This is a genomic window from Streptomyces sp. NPDC104226, from assembly GCF_055584085.1.
Window position 1 is genome coordinate 849,143 of the sequence record NZ_JBVJMS010000001.1, and the last position, 15,143, is coordinate 864,285.

At 71.4% G+C, this 15,143-nt stretch carries 13 protein-coding genes; 7 read left to right on the forward strand and 6 right to left on the reverse strand.

The window, feature by feature from the left end; genetic code table 11:
• Positions 1-6 precede the first annotated feature (6 nt).
• The 3 genes from ACZ60J_RS03725 to ACZ60J_RS03735 all read right to left on the reverse strand — a co-directional run bounded on the left by ACZ60J_RS03725 (position 7) and on the right by ACZ60J_RS03735 (position 4,048).
• Positions 7-1,044, reverse strand: a complete 1,038-nt coding sequence (locus tag ACZ60J_RS03725) for a terpene synthase family protein (protein WP_469678761.1) — start codon at positions 1,042-1,044, stop codon at positions 7-9.
• A gap of 435 nt (positions 1,045-1,479) precedes the next feature.
• A complete protein-coding gene (locus ACZ60J_RS03730; protein ID WP_469678762.1) occupies positions 1,480-2,601 on the reverse strand; it encodes a glycoside hydrolase family 19 protein in 1,122 nt (373 codons plus the stop codon).
• 160 nt (positions 2,602-2,761) lie between these two features.
• Complete coding sequence (locus ACZ60J_RS03735; RefSeq protein WP_469678763.1) at positions 2,762-4,048, reverse strand: ABC transporter substrate-binding protein; 1,287 nt, start codon at positions 4,046-4,048, stop codon at positions 2,762-2,764.
• Positions 4,049-4,341: 293 nt separating this feature from the next.
• On the opposite strand from ACZ60J_RS03735, the gene ACZ60J_RS03740 reads away from it, so the two are divergent.
• Genes ACZ60J_RS03740 through ACZ60J_RS03750 form a run of 3 tightly spaced genes read left to right on the forward strand, consistent with a single transcriptional unit; the run spans position 4,342 to position 7,159 of the window.
• Complete coding sequence (locus ACZ60J_RS03740) at positions 4,342-5,220, forward strand: lysostaphin resistance A-like protein (RefSeq protein WP_469678764.1); 879 nt, start codon at positions 4,342-4,344, stop codon at positions 5,218-5,220.
• A 26-nt stretch (positions 5,221-5,246) separates the two neighbouring features.
• On the forward strand, positions 5,247-6,470 hold the full coding sequence (locus tag ACZ60J_RS03745; RefSeq protein ID WP_469678765.1) for a sensor histidine kinase: 1,224 nt from the start codon (positions 5,247-5,249) through the stop codon (positions 6,468-6,470).
• 5 nt (positions 6,471-6,475) lie between these two features.
• On the forward strand, positions 6,476-7,159 hold the full coding sequence (locus tag ACZ60J_RS03750; protein WP_469678766.1) for a response regulator: 684 nt from the start codon (positions 6,476-6,478) through the stop codon (positions 7,157-7,159).
• Positions 7,160-7,229: 70 nt separating this feature from the next.
• Here ACZ60J_RS03750 and ACZ60J_RS03755 read toward each other — a convergent pair whose 3' ends face one another.
• The 3 genes from ACZ60J_RS03755 to ACZ60J_RS03765 all read right to left on the reverse strand — a co-directional run bounded on the left by ACZ60J_RS03755 (position 7,230) and on the right by ACZ60J_RS03765 (position 9,040).
• A complete protein-coding gene (locus ACZ60J_RS03755; protein ID WP_469678767.1) occupies positions 7,230-7,871 on the reverse strand; it encodes a 4'-phosphopantetheinyl transferase family protein in 642 nt (213 codons plus the stop codon).
• Between the two features lie 4 nt (positions 7,872-7,875).
• Positions 7,876-8,106: an acyl carrier protein gene (locus ACZ60J_RS03760; protein WP_469678768.1), complete on the reverse strand. Its 231-nt coding sequence runs from the start codon at positions 8,104-8,106 to the stop codon at positions 7,876-7,878.
• Positions 8,107-8,185: 79 nt separating this feature from the next.
• Positions 8,186-9,040 carry a class-II aminoacyl-tRNA synthetase family protein gene (locus ACZ60J_RS03765; protein WP_469678769.1) on the reverse strand — a complete coding sequence of 285 codons (855 nt, stop codon included), beginning with the start codon at positions 9,038-9,040 and terminating at the stop codon, positions 8,186-8,188.
• Positions 9,041-9,618: 578 nt separating this feature from the next.
• On the opposite strand from ACZ60J_RS03765, the gene ACZ60J_RS03770 reads away from it, so the two are divergent.
• The 4 genes from ACZ60J_RS03770 to ACZ60J_RS03785 are packed head-to-tail and all read left to right on the forward strand — an operon-like array spanning position 9,619 to position 15,069.
• Positions 9,619-10,719, forward strand: a complete 1,101-nt coding sequence (locus tag ACZ60J_RS03770; protein ID WP_469678770.1) for a phytanoyl-CoA dioxygenase family protein — start codon at positions 9,619-9,621, stop codon at positions 10,717-10,719.
• The gene (locus ACZ60J_RS03775; RefSeq protein ID WP_469678771.1) at positions 10,701-12,041 is read left to right on the forward strand and encodes a DUF6271 family protein; all 1,341 of its coding nucleotides are present in this window, start codon (positions 10,701-10,703) and stop codon (positions 12,039-12,041) included. Before ACZ60J_RS03770 ends, ACZ60J_RS03775 begins: the two co-directional genes overlap by 19 nt.
• Entirely contained in the window at positions 12,038-13,792 is a 1,755-nt protein-coding gene (locus tag ACZ60J_RS03780) for a condensation domain-containing protein (protein WP_469678772.1), read from the forward strand. Before ACZ60J_RS03775 ends, ACZ60J_RS03780 begins: the two co-directional genes overlap by 4 nt.
• Positions 13,789-15,069, forward strand: coding sequence for an MFS transporter (locus ACZ60J_RS03785; protein WP_469678773.1), 1,281 nt, complete (start codon positions 13,789-13,791; stop codon positions 15,067-15,069). Before ACZ60J_RS03780 ends, ACZ60J_RS03785 begins: the two co-directional genes overlap by 4 nt.
• The last annotated feature ends 74 nt before the right edge of the window (positions 15,070-15,143 follow it).

A 15,143-nucleotide genomic window follows, 5' to 3' on the forward strand; every position in this document is an offset into this window, starting at 1 on the left:
TTTCCGTCACGCCGCGGAGACAAGATCCGGGCGGGTGTACGCAGACTCCAGTCCGGCCGCGAACCGCTCGTCGCTGTACCGCGTGCACTCGTAACGCTGCCACAGATCGGCGCCGATCATCCAGTCCTCGTAACTGCGCACGCAGCGGGTGACCGCGTCGATGAGTGCCGGATCCGTGCCGGGGAGCGCGGTGACGGCCTGGATCAGACGTTCCTCTTCGGTCAGGTACTGCTCGATGCGCTCCTGGATGCGCCCTTCGACCGCCTGGACGGCGTCGGGGAGGGAGCACTTCTCCCAGAAGGAGATGAGGGAGACCAGGTTGTTGGTGTCCCCGCAGGCGTGCTCCTTGGGCAGGGAGAACACGTCGTTCCCCCAGGAGATGACGTCGAGCACGCTCGCGGCGAGGGCTTGGAACTCGGGGAGGTCGTGGACGTCCTGCGCGAGGTCGATCCCGAGCCCGGCCTCCACCATGTCCATCATCGGGAGGATCTGGGAACTGTGGCGGCGCATGAGGACGTAGTCCTGAACCCCCGGACGCCTCGTGGCGGCGCGGTTGCCCGCCTCCTGGTCCAAGGAGTGCAGCATGAGGGGGACATGGGTGCGGTAGCGGGCCGCGGTCCGCTCGGACATGCCGGCCAGGATGCGGTCGCACAGGTCCACGAACCCCGTGACCAACGGATTTCGGCCCGCTGCCGACCTCTCGGTCCGCCCCGTTCGCAGATAGCCGGTGATCGCGTCGGTGACGGGCCGCCAGGCCGCGACCTCTCCGGCTCGGATGAGGTGGTCGTGCTGGTCGTCCAGGACGAACGACCAGGCCATCCACTCGGCGAGCAGGAGGACCCGCTCGTAGGGGACGTCACCGCTCACCCGGCCGGCGAGGTGACCCACGCCGATGCCCGAGAACTGCTCGGCCGCGGCGGTCACGAGCTCGTGCTGCACCACCCACGAGGTCGCCTCGGCGTTCGCCCGCGCGGCTTCGGGATGCTTCGAGTTTCCGAACGGCAGGTGGAAATCGGGGACGGAAAAAGAACTGAGCTGGGCCATTGATCCCCCACGGAAGAATCGGATTCGTCAATACCCGCTCACTACACGACCACGCCGTACACCCGCGACCCAAACACCCCTCTACTGCACCATCGCCACGGCCACGCCAGGTGACGGGCGGAACGAACCGGTCACGGAGTGGCCTGATCCAGCCTTCCTGCGGCCACATCAGGCCACCTGTGAACTCATTTACTCCCAAGACGCAGCACGCTGTCAACGTTGGGAGAGTGAACGCGGGTAATCCATCCCGGAATTGCCGAAATCGCATTCCTTTTCTGAATGTGCACGCGGCATAGTCGATTGCGCTCGGGGCGCGTGGGCCTCCTGGGGCCAGGGACACCGTGGGGAAGGCCGCCGGAGCCGGCCGGATGGCCGAAGAACGCCGTCGGAGCGCGGCCCCGGCCTACACCCCGCGGGCCGATCCCGGCGTCCACCTCAGCAGGAGAGGTTGCTGCCGGCCGGAACGCCCAGGATGGCTGCGAAGTTCTGGTAGGAGTTGATCCGGCTCTGCACCTGTGCGGGGTTGCCGCCGTTGCACTCGATCGCACCGTTGATGCTGCGGATGGTCTCGCCGAAGCCCGCGCCGTTGACCATGGCGTTGTGGGCGGTCATGGTGCCGGGTCCGGTTTGGGTGTTCCAGTACCACAGGCCGGTCTTCCAGGCGACGGCCGCGTCGGTCTGGACGAGGTTGGGGTTGTTCAGCAGGTTGATGCCGAGGGCGTCTCCGGCGGCCTTGTAGTTGAAGTTCCAGCTGAGCTGGATGGGTCCGCGGCCGTAGTACGCGGCCTGGCCGGCCGGGCAGCCGTACGGCTGGGTGGCATCGCAGTAGTGCGGGTAGTTGGCGGTGTTCTGCTCCACCACGTAGACCAGGCCTCCGGTCTCGTGGGTGACGTTGGCGAGGAAGGCGGCCGCCTCCTGCCTCTTCACCGTGTCGGAGCCGGTGTTCGCGAACGCCGGGTAGGCGGAGAGCGCGTTGACCAGGCCGGCGTAGGTGTAGAAGGAGTTCCGGCTCGGGAACATCTGGTTGAACTGTGCTTCGGAGACGACGAACCCGCCCGGGTTCGGGGTGGTCGGAGTCGGGGTGGGGGTCGGCTCGCCGGTGCAGGTGTAGGGGCTCCAGAACCAGGTGGATATGGTCGGGTCGTAGCCCGGGTTGTCGTGGGTCGCGATGTAGTACTGCCCGTTGGGGGTGTACCTGACGACCGCTCCGGTGGCGTACTGGGTGCCCGCGGCCCAGGCCGGGTGGTTGCAGGTCGCAGGGGTGGTGGGAGTCGGGGTCGGCGTGGTGCCGCCTCCGCCACCTCCCGCTCCGCAGGTTCCCTGGTCGGCCCAGACTCCCGAGCCTCCGGTGGAGGGCGTCTCGCCCTGGGTCCACCACTTGGCCTGCCAGTTGTGGCCGCCCGAGGAGGCGGACATGCCGCCGGTGTAGACAGTGGCGGCGGCGTAGGGCGCGGCGCACTCCGCGGCGTAGGCCGAAGAACCGAACGGAGTGAGGGCGATGAGGCCCGCGACGGTGACCGCGGCGGCCGACAGGGCGATGATCCTCTGCTTGGGCACGTGCGACTCCTTGTGTGTGGGGGGGGAGGTGGCCGCGCCACCACGGCGGGCCCGCTCCCACCCACGCTAGGAGTTGGTCTGGACCAATGGGGATCCCCCGTGAGTGGACTATGGCTGTAGCTCTCACGGGGGATGCGCCGGCCGGGCGAAGTGTGCAGGGTCAGCCTTCCGCCTTCCGGGCCCCCTGGGCGATGTCCGCGAGCACCTTCCCCGGGTTCGCGCCCGGCTGGACGGCGGCGCCGATGTTCTTCTTGAAGTCCGCGCTGACCCCGGCCCAGGACTTCTTGCCCACCGGGTAGAGGCGCGAGGACGGCAGGGCCTCCAGGAACACCTTGAGGGGTGCGGCCCCGGGATCGTCGGATGCGAGCATCTGCCGGTAGCCGGTCGTCGTCACCGGCAGCAGCCCGTACTTCGTGGTGAAGGCGGTGACGTTCTTCTCCTCGTACAGGTAGTCGAGGAACTTTCCGGTTTCCTTCGGGTGCCCGTTCTTGAAGGCCATGACCCAGTCTGCGACGCCCATCGCCCGCGGCGAGGAGCCGTCCGCCGTGGGCAGTGCGACCATGCCGAGCTTGACGCCCTTGGCGCTCGCCTGCTGCACCAGGGTGGGGTGGCCGTTGAGGATCCCGACCTCCCCGCGCGTGAAGGCGTCGAAGGCCTTCCTGCGGTCGAGTTTCCCCGGATCGTCCGGGCCGGTGAGTCCGGCGCCGACCAGGTCGTCGCGCAGGAACTCGAAGGTCTTCACGTTGGCGGTCGAATCGATGACGTAGCCTTCCGAGTCGTTCGTGATGCCGCCACCGCCGGCGAGCATCCACTGCATGGACTCGGCCTGCGCTTCCTCCGGGCCCAGGGGAAGAGCGATCGGCGTGCGCACCCCGTCCTTCTTGAGCTTCTTCGCCGCGGCGGTCAGGTCGGCCCAGGAGTGGGGCTGCCACGTCCCGCCCTTGGCGACGACGCCCGCGTCCTCCAGGAGCTTCGTGTTGTAGAACATCAGCCGGGTCGAGGCCACGAACGGCAGGCCGTACTGGCCGCCGCCGACCCTGCCCGCTCGTGCGAGCGGTTCCAGCAAGTCGGCTTCCGTGCGCACCGAGAGGAGCTCGTCGGCCGGGTACAGCTTGCCGGCGGCCGCGTAGTCGGCGTAGGCGCCTATCTGTGCGATGTCCGGCGCGCGGCCGGCGTTCACCATCTCGGCGACCTTCGCGTCCACGTCGTCCCAGGACAGGACGCTCACCTCCACCCGCACGCCCGGATTGGCCTGCTCGAAGCTGTACGCCAGCTCCTTCCAGTACGCGCCCGAGGCATTTTCGGGGCTGTCGCCGTAGTCGGCGGCCACCACTCGCAGGACCACCTCATCCTTCCCGGGACCGGACACCGTCCCGCACCCCGCCATCAGCACCACTGCCAGGCAGCCCGCACCGGACGTCCGCAGTCGACGACCCTTTGCTTCCATGACGCACCCCTCTTCCGCTGTCTCGCAGGGCGTAGGTCTACACCACTTTCACGTCGCCTTCACAGGGTTCTGCACGACCGAATCCGCACCGTGTCCACAGCAAATGCCTCTTCGTGATCACCAGTTGAGGCAACCGGGACTTTCCGGCCGGTCGTGCCGCACAGGTGCCGATGCCTGCGCATCCCCCATGAGAGCTACACGTCCCGTCCCTCCACGGGTGATCCCCGGCGAGCTGTGGATTTCTACCGTGATCCCCAGGTCACCACCCGGTGTGACCACGACGAGAGGTCACCATGGACACCAGGCCTGCAGCCCACCACGACACCGGCGACGGTCCCGGGACCGGTCCCGTTCGCCCCGGCGGGCGCTTCGTGCGGATGGCGCGTTCCCCGATCGGCTGGCTGCTGACGGGCGTTGTCGGCGTCGGCCTGGTTTCGGGCCTGACCGCGACCGGACCCGGCCCGGTGCCGGTGCTGGGAGCGGCCGCGGCGGTGGCCGTGTACTGGTGGGTGATGCACCGGGTCGCCGGGCGCCCCACGCCCGAGATCGCCCGGTCGGGCGCCGTCAGGGAGGCGCTGCTCGGCGGCGGGATCGGCCTGGGCTTCATACTCGTGCCCGTCGTCCTGCTCACCGTCTTCGGGGGCTACTCGTTCTCCTGGGCGGGCCACGGGTTCGTCGGGGTTCTGTGGACGACCGTCATGGTGCAGATCGGCGGCTCGGTCACCGAGGAGCTGCTGTTCCGAGGTCTCGCCCTGCAGGCCCTGGAGCAGCTGTGGGGCAGCGGGGCCGCCATCGTGATCACCTCGCTGTTCTTCGGTGCGGCCCACCTCGGCGCCGCCGACGCCACCCTGTGGAGCGCGCTGGCGATCGCCGTGGAAGCGGGCGTCCTGCTGGGAGCCGCCTTCTTGTGGCGGCGTAGCATCTGGTTCGTCGCCGGTGTGCACTTCACCTGGAACGCAGCCGAACAGCTGCTCGGCATCCCGGTCTCCGGCCACACCCCCGAAGGCTGGTTCACCCTCGAGGCCCACGGCCCCGCCTTCCTGACCGGCGGGGGCTTCGGCCTGGAGGCATCGATCGTGCCCGTCCTGATCGGCGCGGCCATCGCCCTCTGGATGCTCCGCCGAGCGCACCGCGGCGGCGGTATCAAGTCCCGTCGTCGCGCGGCCCGCTGAGAGCGGCCGGACTGGAGAAATCACCCGTGACATCGCCTCAGGCGGCCCGCGGCATTCCGCTGCTGCGGGGACCGTACGACTGGTGGCAGGAGTGCGACGCCTTCGTCAAGGACGCCGTCTTCGCCCTGGCGCTCACGCTCCTGGCACTCGTGCCGAACCTGTCGCACATCGGCGGGCAGATCGGTGACCTGCCGCAGCGGCCGCAGAACGCGCTGGCCCTGGCTCTGGTCCTGGCGCAGAGCCTGCCCCTGGCGGCCCGCCGCCGGTGGCCCGCGGCCACCGTGGCGGTCATCGCCGCGGCCTTCGCCGTCCACCAGACGCTGGGCTTCTCCACCACGCCCGCGAGTCTGGGGCTGTACCTGGCCCTCTACTCCTCGGGGGCCCACCAGGTCCGCTCCCGCAGCGCCCAGGCGGCGGCGATGAGCGCCGGTTACCTCGTGCTGGCCGTCGTCCTGGACCGCCTCGGATCGCCCCAGGCGGTCCTGGACTACCTCGCGTTCTACCTGATCCTGGCCGCGTTCTGGCTTCTGGGGAGCACCGTGCGCAAGAACCGGACGAAGGAGGCGGAACGGCGGCGGCTGAGCGCCGAGGTGGCCACGGCAGCGGAGCGGGCCCGGATCGCCCGGGAGCTGCACGACGTGGTGACGCACCACGTCACCGCCATGGTGGTGCAGTCCGACGCCGCCCAGTTCCTGCTCACCTCCGCCCCCGAGCGGGCCGGCGAATCGCTGACGCACGTGAGCGACACCGGCCGGCGGGCCCTGACCGACCTGCGCCGGCTGCTCGGCGTACTGGAGGCGACCGGTGAGGGCGCCTCCGCCGACCCGGCTCGGACGAGCCGCGCTCCCGCACTGGGGCGGGTCGGAGATCTCGTCGAGCAGACGCGCAGGTCGGGGCAGCCCGTCGAGTTGAGCGAAGAGGGCGAACCCCTCCCGCAGAACGCGGAGGCGGAACTGGCTGCGTACCGGGTGGTCCAGGAGGCTCTGACCAATGCCGTCAAGTACGCCGCGGGGCAGCCGACGCACGTTCTTCTCAGACACCATGAGGACCGCACCGAGATCACCGTCCTCACCGACGGCCCCCTCGGAAGGCCGATCGCGCGGAGGCCCGCCCAGGGCGGTGGAGGGCGGGGGCTGAACGGGCTTCGTACGAGGGTGGAGTTGCTCGACGGGCGGCTCCTGGCCGGCCCCCGGCCCGAGGGAGGGTTCGAGGTCCACGCCTCGATCCCGTTCCGGCCCCGGCCGGAGTGATCCCCGTGAACGAGGCACCGAGCCCCATCCGCGTACTGGTCTGCGACGACCAGGCACTGGTCCGCGCCGGCTACGTCACCATCTTCTCCGCGCAACCCGACATGGAGGTCGTGGGCGAGGCCGAGAACGGCCACGAGGCCGTACAACTCGCCCTGCGCCTGCGCCCCGACGTGGTCGTGATGGACATCCGCATGCCCCTCCTGGACGGCATCCAGGCCACCCGGCAACTCGCCGGCCCGCAAGCCCAGGAGCCCCCGAAGGTGCTGGTCGTGACCACCTTCAACGTGGACGCGTACGTCTACGACGCCTTCAAGGCCGGCGCCAGCGGATTCCTCCTCAAGGACGCCCCTCCGGCAGAGCTGGTCGGCGGCATAAGAACCGTGGCCCGCGGGGACGCACTGCTCGCCCCTGCCGTCACCCGGCACCTCATCGGGCACTACGGCGAACACCTCCGTCCTGCGAACGCCGAACGCGAGACGGTCGTCGAAGCACTCACCCCACGCGAACTGGAAGTCCTCCAGCAGGTCGCCCACGGCCTGTCGAACGCCGAGATCGCCGCCGCGCTCTTCATCACCCCGGAGACCGTCAAGACCTACGTCTCGCGCATCCTGGCCAAACTCGGCCTGCGCGACCGGGTCCAGGCCGTCGTCCTCGCGCACCGCACGGGACTGGTCCCCTACCCGGGGTGACAGGAGGCCGTCGTGACGGATGCCGGACGGCCGGGGCTGCCGCACCGTCGGGGACCCACGGTGCGGAAGGTCAGGGAAGGCCGGACAGGACGGTGTGGGCCGTGGCGGCGACAGCCGCCGTGGCCGAGCGTTCGGCGTCCGACCAGGTGTGGACGGGGAGGTCGCTGCGGCCGGCCTTCAGCAATGCCTCCCTGCGGACCCACAGGCGCAGCAGCGCGGGCCCCGGGTCCGGTCCCTCGGCGGCCTCACGGAGGTCGGCCTCGGGGAACAGACGCCGCAGTTGGCGTACGGGGCCGGGGCGCCGTGCCGAGGGCTCGACGTCGATGCCGATGGCGCCGGGGCCCACGGCTGCCGCCACCAGGCCGTCCGCGTGGCTGAGGCTGAGCCCCACCTCGCGGCGGCCGGGCAGGTACGGGCGCCCGTGGCCGGCCCGCCCGCACCCGGGGCAGCGTTGCGCCGGGGCCGACGCGGCCAGGGGCAGGCCGGTGTAGCGGGCGGTGCACAGACGCAGGAGGAGTCTCGCCGCCACCGCCTCGTCGCGGCGGCTCGCGGTCCTGATGCCGGTGAGCCGGTCGTGCTCCCAGGGGTGGAGCAGTCCTTCGTGCAGCAGCGGGTGTGCCAGTACCTCCGCGGTGGTCGCGACGACCGCGAGGGCGGCGCGCGGGCTCGTTCCGTTCTCCGGGCCGGGTGGGGGGCCGGCCGTCGTCCGCACGCGTTCAGCCGACGTTGCTCAGGAAGCGTTCCTGCACGCGGTCGAGGGTGCGGAAGTCGTCGATGGTGACTTCCTGGAGGTCGATGGCGCTGCCGGAGAGCTCTTCCAGGAGGTCGATGAACTCCAGGAAGTCCATCGAGTCGATGAGACGCGCCTCGATGAGGTCCTCGTCGGTGTCGATGGGGCCGTCGAGGCCGGGGTTCTTCTCGTACAGCCACTCGGTGATGCGATTCATGGGAGGGGCGCTCCTGTTGCCGGTACGCAGGACGTGGGACGTGTGGCGGGGCCAGGGCGGCGGCTGCCGCGGGGTCGGTTCAGGAGCGGGCCTCGCGGAGCCGTTCCAGGGCCTTCTCGGGGGTGCCGTGGGTGAGGAGCATCGCGTGCACCCAGCGTTCGAGCCCGAAGGCGACGCAGGCGCTGTGCGCGGGCCCTTCCGAGCCCGCGCGGATGTCCAGCCGGTCGCCGAAGAAGTTGCGGTGGCGGTTGACGGAGGCGATGGCGGTGCCGTCGGGGGTGGAGAACTCGTGCTTGACCGGGTCCAGGGCCATGAGCCGGGCCCTGGAGCCGCCCGTGTCGTAGAAGGGGTCGTCGGCGGCCGCCCTCGTGAGCTCCAGGCCGAGGCGGGCGGCGGCTCCCGCGATGAACTCGGCTCCCTGTTCCAGGTGCCGGACCGCGCCCTCTCTGGTGCCGAGGTAGAGGACCTCGCGCATGTGGAAGCCCCACAGGCGGCGCAGTCCGTCGTAGTGGGTCTCGTTGCGGAAGCACCGGCCGGCGGCGGAGAGGCGCAGGCCTTGCTCGCCGACGTCCGCGCCTTCCAGGGAGAGCAGGAGTCCGTAGCAGGTGGCGGACGGCAGGAGGTAGCCCGTCGGGCGCAGGGGAAGGTCTGCCGGCGCCGCCCCGGCGGCCAGGTCGTCGAGGGCGTCCGGGGTGAAGCGCCCGGTGCCGACGCCGAGGTGGGGGAAGTTGCGGAAGAAGTCCAGTCGGGTGAGGCCTTCGACGGACAGCAGGGGCGGCCCGACGACCTCGGGTGCGCCGAGGTCCGCTGCCAGACCGGTGAGCAGGGCGTCCAGCCCGTGCAGGAGGGCGGTGCGGGCCGGGTCCAGCGTGATCAGGCCGGGCCCTGGACTGTGCAGACCGAGACCCTGCGGGTCCGAGACGGATGTGCTCATGGAAACTGCTCCCTTGGGGGGTGTGCGACGAGGCGAAGGCGCCCCGTGACCGGTCGTCAGGACCGGTGGGGATGCGCCGCGAGGTCGTACGCGTGGTGTGCGCGCTCGCGCGGGGGACCGCGGGGACACGGACGGGCGTGAGCCGTGGGCGTCGGTGCCCGGCATTGAACCGATACGGCCGCAGCAGCGGTGGACAAGCCGACTGATATCCCATCAGGGGCCGGGCTGCGCATGTGGACAGTAAGCCTCTGACGCGACGGTTGTCTAGACCAAAACGGCGACCCGCCAGGGGCATGCCGATCTTGACCGAAAGGCATCGCCCGGTACAACCAAGCTTCATTTGCGGGCACTTGACAGAAGCCATGGTCTACACCAATTCTGCTCATGGCGCTGCGCTCCCCGACTGCTGGAGACACTGCGGGCCGCGCACCCTGCGTACCCCGCGGTCTGCCCCCGCACCGGAATCCGAGCCGGCCCCGGGCCCGGCCCCTCGTCCCGAACGGCATCCCGCCCCGCCCGCCGGCCGGGGAGCAGGACGTACCGGACGACCTCCCCCACCCCAGTTCTGGAGGGCTTACATGACGACGCCCGCTCCCCGCCTCCCCCGTCCACGTCCCCGGCTGCACCGGGCCGCTTCGGACCTGCCGTACTTCAGCGCGGACGGCGAGTCCTACCTCGCCCAGACCACCTTGCGGGAGCTACGGAAGTCCCGGCCGCTCAGGGTGCTCTCCGAGGCGGACTTCGCACACTGGCAGACGTACGGCTACGTCGTCGTCAGACAGGCGGTCCCGGCGGAGGCGGCGCACCGTCTCCTCGACTTCGCCTGGGAGTTCCAGGGCCTCGATCCGGACCGGCCCGACACCTGGTACGAGGACCGGCCGCTGCGCTCCGAACTCGACCGGCAGCTGCACGTGTACGGCTTCGTGGAGGCCTACCACCACCAGTTGCTCTGGGACAACCGGCAGGCCCGCCGCGTCTACGACGCCTTCGTGGACGTCTGGGACTGCGAGGAGCTGTGGGTCACCCAGGACCGGCTCAATCTCAACCCGCCCAACGTCAAGAACCGCGACCGCGCCCTGATCGAGCCCACCGACCGGGGCTTCGACATCGAACTGCACTGGGACATCGACACCACCCTCGGCGTCCCGCCCCAACGGGTGCAGGGCATCATCGCGCTCAACGGGACGACGCCGCAGGCGGGCGGCTTCCAGTGCGCTCCCGAGCTGTTCCGGCGGTTCGAGGAGTGGAAGACCGCCCAGCCCGCCGACCGGGACCCCCTGCGCCCCGATGTCGACCGGACCGAGTTCCCCGTCGTACGCCCCGACCTGAACCCCGGCGACCTGCTGATCTGGAACGGCCTGCTCGCCCACGGAGTGGCGCGCAACACCTCCGGGGACCAGGTGCGGGCGGTGCAGTACCTGTCGATGATGCCGGCCCTGGAGGAGCACGAGCGGCTGCGGCGCTCGCGCGTCGACGCCTGGCGGCACCTGCGGACCCCGCGCTGGAACCGGACCCTGGTCGGGGATCCCGTACTGCACGAGTCCAAGCGCTACCCCACCGCCGTCCTCGACCCGCTCGGCAGCCGGCTGCTCGGCCTCACCTCCTGGCACGACCCGGCGCCCGGGGCGGACGGCGGCACCGACCACAGCGGGGAGCCGGCGTGCGCCGCATCTGCCTGACCCTGCCCACGAACCGCCCCTCGGCGGCGACCATCCGGGCCGTCTCCGAGGAGGCCGCCGACGGCGCGCGCAGGTTCGGCGTCGAGGTGCACCTGCTCGTCCTCGATTCCTCCGGGCCCGCCGTGCTCGCCGCGCACCGCGAGGCCGTCGCCGCACTGCCCGCGGCTCCCGGCGTAGTCGTGCACCACCTCGACGAACCCGAGCAGAGGACCGTCCTGCGCGAGGTGATCGCCGGGTCCGGCGTCGACGAGCCCGAACGCGTCCTCGGTCTGCTGCTGCCACCGGGGATCTCCTACGGAGCCTGCACCAACCGGGCCTTCCTGATCGCGGAGACCCTGGGGTGCGCGTCCGTCCACCGCCGGGACTCCGACAGCCGCTACCAGTACCTGCGCGGCGATCCCGTCTTCCCTCTCCACCACGAGCTGACCGCCCTCGGGCGGTGCGCCCGCGAGGTGTCCGCCCTGGTGACCCGCAGCCGGCTCGACCCGGCGTGCGCGCAGCGGCCGGTGGCCCTGGTCGGCGGCTCCTTCGTCGGTGAGATGTCCGTGGACGTCGAGGACATCCGCCGCCTCGATCCGGCCGTCTACGAGGAGGTCGTCGGCCTTTCGGTTCCCGAGGGCTACCCGGAGGTCTGGCGCAGGAACCTGATCGCGGAATCCTTCCGGGGCGCCGGGACCGCGGCGTTCGCCGCCGACCTCACCACGCTCACCCGTGTCAGTCCGACCCGGGTCGACATGTGCAACATCGCCTTCGACCGCACGGTCTACTCCCGCGTGCCGCTTCCGCCCGCCACCGACACCATCGGCAGCGACTACTTCCTCATCCACCTGGTCCACGCGGCGAAACTGCCGGGCGTCCTGCACAACCGGCACATCGTCAACTTCCACACCGATGAGCGGCGCAGCCGAGCCGGCTTCCTCGCCTACCACCTGCGGTTCGCGAAGTTCCTCCTGTCCGGGCCGCACTTCGACGCCGTGTACGCCACCGCGCAGCGGGCCGGCGACGCACTGCTCGACGCGCAGGGCCTGCTCCGGCCCGACGCCGTGGTCCGCGTCCTCGCCGAGGCCGCCGCCGAGGCCAGGAACACGGGGAGCGGAAGGCTCGATGCCCTCGACCGGTCCTACCGCAGACTGGGCGGCCGGTACACCGAGGTCGCGGACAGCCTCGCTCCGCGCCGCGAGGAGCTCCTCGACGAAGCCCGGCGGGACATGGCGGACTTCGCCCTCCTGGCCGCCGCCTGGCCGGAGCTGACCCGCACCGGACGGGCGCAGCACGACCCGCCGGACCGGCCCTCCCCGGAACCTGCGGGGTGCACCGCGTGAGCCCCACCCCGTACCCCGCCGTCACCCGGACGCGCACCCTCACCGTCTCGTACGAGGGCGGCGTGGCCGCGCAGGGCCCCGTCACCATGGGACAGGCCAACATGATCCGCTGCATGCTGCGGGACGAGCCCGACCACATCAACATCCACGACGTGTGGCCGGTGCCTCCGGGGACCGGGACGGACGCGGCCGTCGACGCGCTGCGCACCCTCGTCCTGCGACACGAGGCACTGCGCACGACCTTCCCGCACACGGGCGGCGAGGCACCCCGCGAGCAGGTCGTGGCATCCCGGGGCTCGTTCGCGCTCACCCTCCTCGACCACGAGGAACTCCCCGCGGACGCCCGCGCGTACGCCGAGTCGGTGGCCCTGCGGGCGCGCGCCGGACGCTTCCGGCTGGACCGGGACTTCCCGCTGCGCATCACCCTCGTGGCACACGCCGGGACGCCCGTCTTCGCGGCCGTGGCGGCGAGCCACGCCGCGACCGACGCCGGCGCCCTCGCGGTGCTGCGGGAGGAGTGGGTCGCCCTGCTGTCCGGCGGTACGCTCCCCGCCCCCGCGTCCCTGACCCCGCTCGAGCTCGCCGCCGAGGAGACGAGCCCGTCCGGGCTGCGCAGGTCCGGTGCGTCCCTGCGGTACTGGGAACGGATCATCCGGAGCGGACCCCAGGCCATGTTCGCGGAGGACGGCGCCGACGGCACCGAGGTGTCCGCGCCGCGCCTGTCCCTGCGGTCGCGGCGGGGATCCCGGGCCCTGGCCCAGGTCGCCGAGCGCACCGGCGGCCTGCCGTCCACCGTGCTGCTGACCGCCTGGTGCGCCCTCGTCGCGCACCGCACGGGGCACACCTCGTGCGTCGTCGCCGTCCCGACGTCGAACCGCTACCAGCAGCGGCTCGCCCGTACGGTCAGCACCCTGTCGCAGGACGCCCTGCTCTGCCTGGACACGCAGGTGCCGACCTTCGACATGCTCCTGAAGAAGGCCTGGGGGGCAGCCCTCAACGCCTACCGGCACAGCCAGTTCGACGCGCTGGAGCTGTGGGAGATGATCGGCAGGGCCACCCGCGAACGGGGCAGCCAGTTCGCGCGTGACCTCGTCTTCAACGACGTGAGCACGCTGCCGGGGACGGTGGCCGGCGGTCCGACCGCGGCGGACACCACCGGGGCCGCGGTGGAGCCGGAGTTGCACTGGGGACCCGCACAAGTCCTTCCGACCCGCGCCCTGACCTTCGTCTACGCAACCCGGCCGGACCTGCACCTCGCCCTGTGGGCCGACCCCGCGCTGTTCCCGCGCACCGAGGCGGAAGGCCTCCTGCACGGCCTGGTCCGGCTCTTGGAAGCGGTCGCCGTGGCGGACGTCCCGCTGTCCTCGCTCACCGCGGTGACGGGTGTCCGGCCGGTCGAACGCGGCCCGCGGTGGGACCGGGTGGACGGCTGCTGGACGTCGCCTCCGCTCGTGGCTGCCCTGCTGAGCCAAGCCCTCGGGGGCCTGCCCGTGCACGTCTGCGCCGAAACGCACGGGCAGACGGGCGAGAAGAACCTGACGGCGTACATCGCCGCGGGGTCCGCCGTCCTCACCCCGGTTCGAGCACACACCGCACTGATGGACGCGCTCCCCGGGCATCCCGGCGTACTGGCCCCCCACCGGTACGTGATCGTCCAGCACCCGCCGACGGAGGCGGACCGGAGCAGTGCATGGCTCCGTCAACGCATACTCACCGAAGGGACCGGCCGGACTCCGGCGGATCTGACATGACGATGGATGAGGTAGCGGTGTCCCGGGAACCGGGAAGCATGCCGCCCAGCCCCTGGAAGTCGAGCCGTTTCCGGCTCCTGTTCACCGCGCGCAGCGCCTCGCTGCTCGCCGACGGCATGCTGATGGTGTCGCTGACGACCGCCGTGCTCGGCGCCGGCTACGGCGCCGCGGGCGTGGGCTACGCACTGGCCGCGTGGATGGCGCCGATCGTGCTGCTCGTGCTGTTCGGCGGCGTACTGGCCGACAAGTTCACCCCGCAGGTGATGATGGTCGGCGCGGACATCGTGCGCATGGTCGCCATGCTCGCCCTCGCGCTGCTGCTGGTCGCAACCGGCGTCCGGCTCTGGCACGTCATGGCGCTGCTGGCGCTCAGCGGCGCCGCCACCGCCATGTTCCAGCCGGGCCTGGCGAGCCTGGTCCCGCGGGTCTCCGAGGACATCCAGCGGGCCAACGCCCTCCTGCGCATCTCCGAAGCCATCTGCACCCTGCTCGGCCCCGGCGTCGCGGGCCTGCTCGTCGCCTACTGGAACGTGGCGGGCTCGTTCGCGGTCATCGCGGCCGCCTACGCGCTCAGCGCACTGGGGCTGGCCCCGCTGCGCCGGCTCGGCACCCCCCGCGACACCGAAGACGACCCGATGTGGCACCGGCTCGTGACCGGATGGCACGAGTTCCGCTCCCGGGCCTGGCTGTGGGGAGTGATCTCCCTCTGGGCGGTCTACGGCCTGTTCGTCTTCGGCCCGGTCATCCCCCTGACCGCGGTCCTCCTCACGGAGCAGCACGGGGCGGGCGGATACGGCTGGATCGCCTCGGCCGACGGCGCCGGAACGATCATCGGTGGCCTGCTGGGCATGCGGGTCCGTCCCCGGCGCCCCCTCGTCGCGGGCGCGTGCGCGATGTTCTTCTTCTCCCTCAACCCGCTCGCACCCGCCCTCGGCTGGTCCTTCACCGTGACGGCCCTCACCGGGATGGTGGCGGGCTGCGGGTTCGCCTTCTGGGGGGTCATGTGGGCGACGAGCGTGCAGTCGCACGTCCCGCTGGCCGTACTGAGCCGTGTCTCCGCCTACGACGTGGCCGGCTCGATCATGGTCATCCCGGTGGGGCGCGCCCTCGCCGGCCCGGCGGCAGGGGCGTACGGCGCGGACCGGGTCCTGCTCTTCTCCTCGGTCGTCGGTATCGCCTGCATCGGCGCGATGCTCTGCCTCCCGGCGATCCGCGCGCTGGGCCGCACCCCGGCGGAGAACCCGCCGGGCCGCACCGTGGGCACTGCCGAATCCTGATCCGCAAGGTTCGTTTCCTGTCGTGCTGCTTCGCTGCAGGGGCTGTGGGGGCGGCCCCGGGGGCGTGACGGTCG

Coding starts and splice junctions, on each gene's coding strand:
- ACZ60J_RS03760 (WP_469678768.1), bottom strand. CDS start 8,106: ATGAATCGCATCACCGAGTGGCTGTACGAGAAGAACCCCGGCCTCGAC.
- ACZ60J_RS03740 (WP_469678764.1), top strand. CDS start 4,342: ATGGACACCAGGCCTGCAGCCCACCACGACACCGGCGACGGTCCCGGG.
- ACZ60J_RS03765 (WP_469678769.1), bottom strand. CDS start 9,040: ATGAGCACATCCGTCTCGGACCCGCAGGGTCTCGGTCTGCACAGTCCA.
- ACZ60J_RS03785 (WP_469678773.1), top strand. CDS start 13,789: ATGACGATGGATGAGGTAGCGGTGTCCCGGGAACCGGGAAGCATGCCG.
- ACZ60J_RS03725 (WP_469678761.1), bottom strand. CDS start 1,044: ATGGCCCAGCTCAGTTCTTTTTCCGTCCCCGATTTCCACCTGCCGTTC.
- ACZ60J_RS03735 (WP_469678763.1), bottom strand. CDS start 4,048: ATGGAAGCAAAGGGTCGTCGACTGCGGACGTCCGGTGCGGGCTGCCTG.
- ACZ60J_RS03770 (WP_469678770.1), top strand. CDS start 9,619: ATGACGACGCCCGCTCCCCGCCTCCCCCGTCCACGTCCCCGGCTGCAC.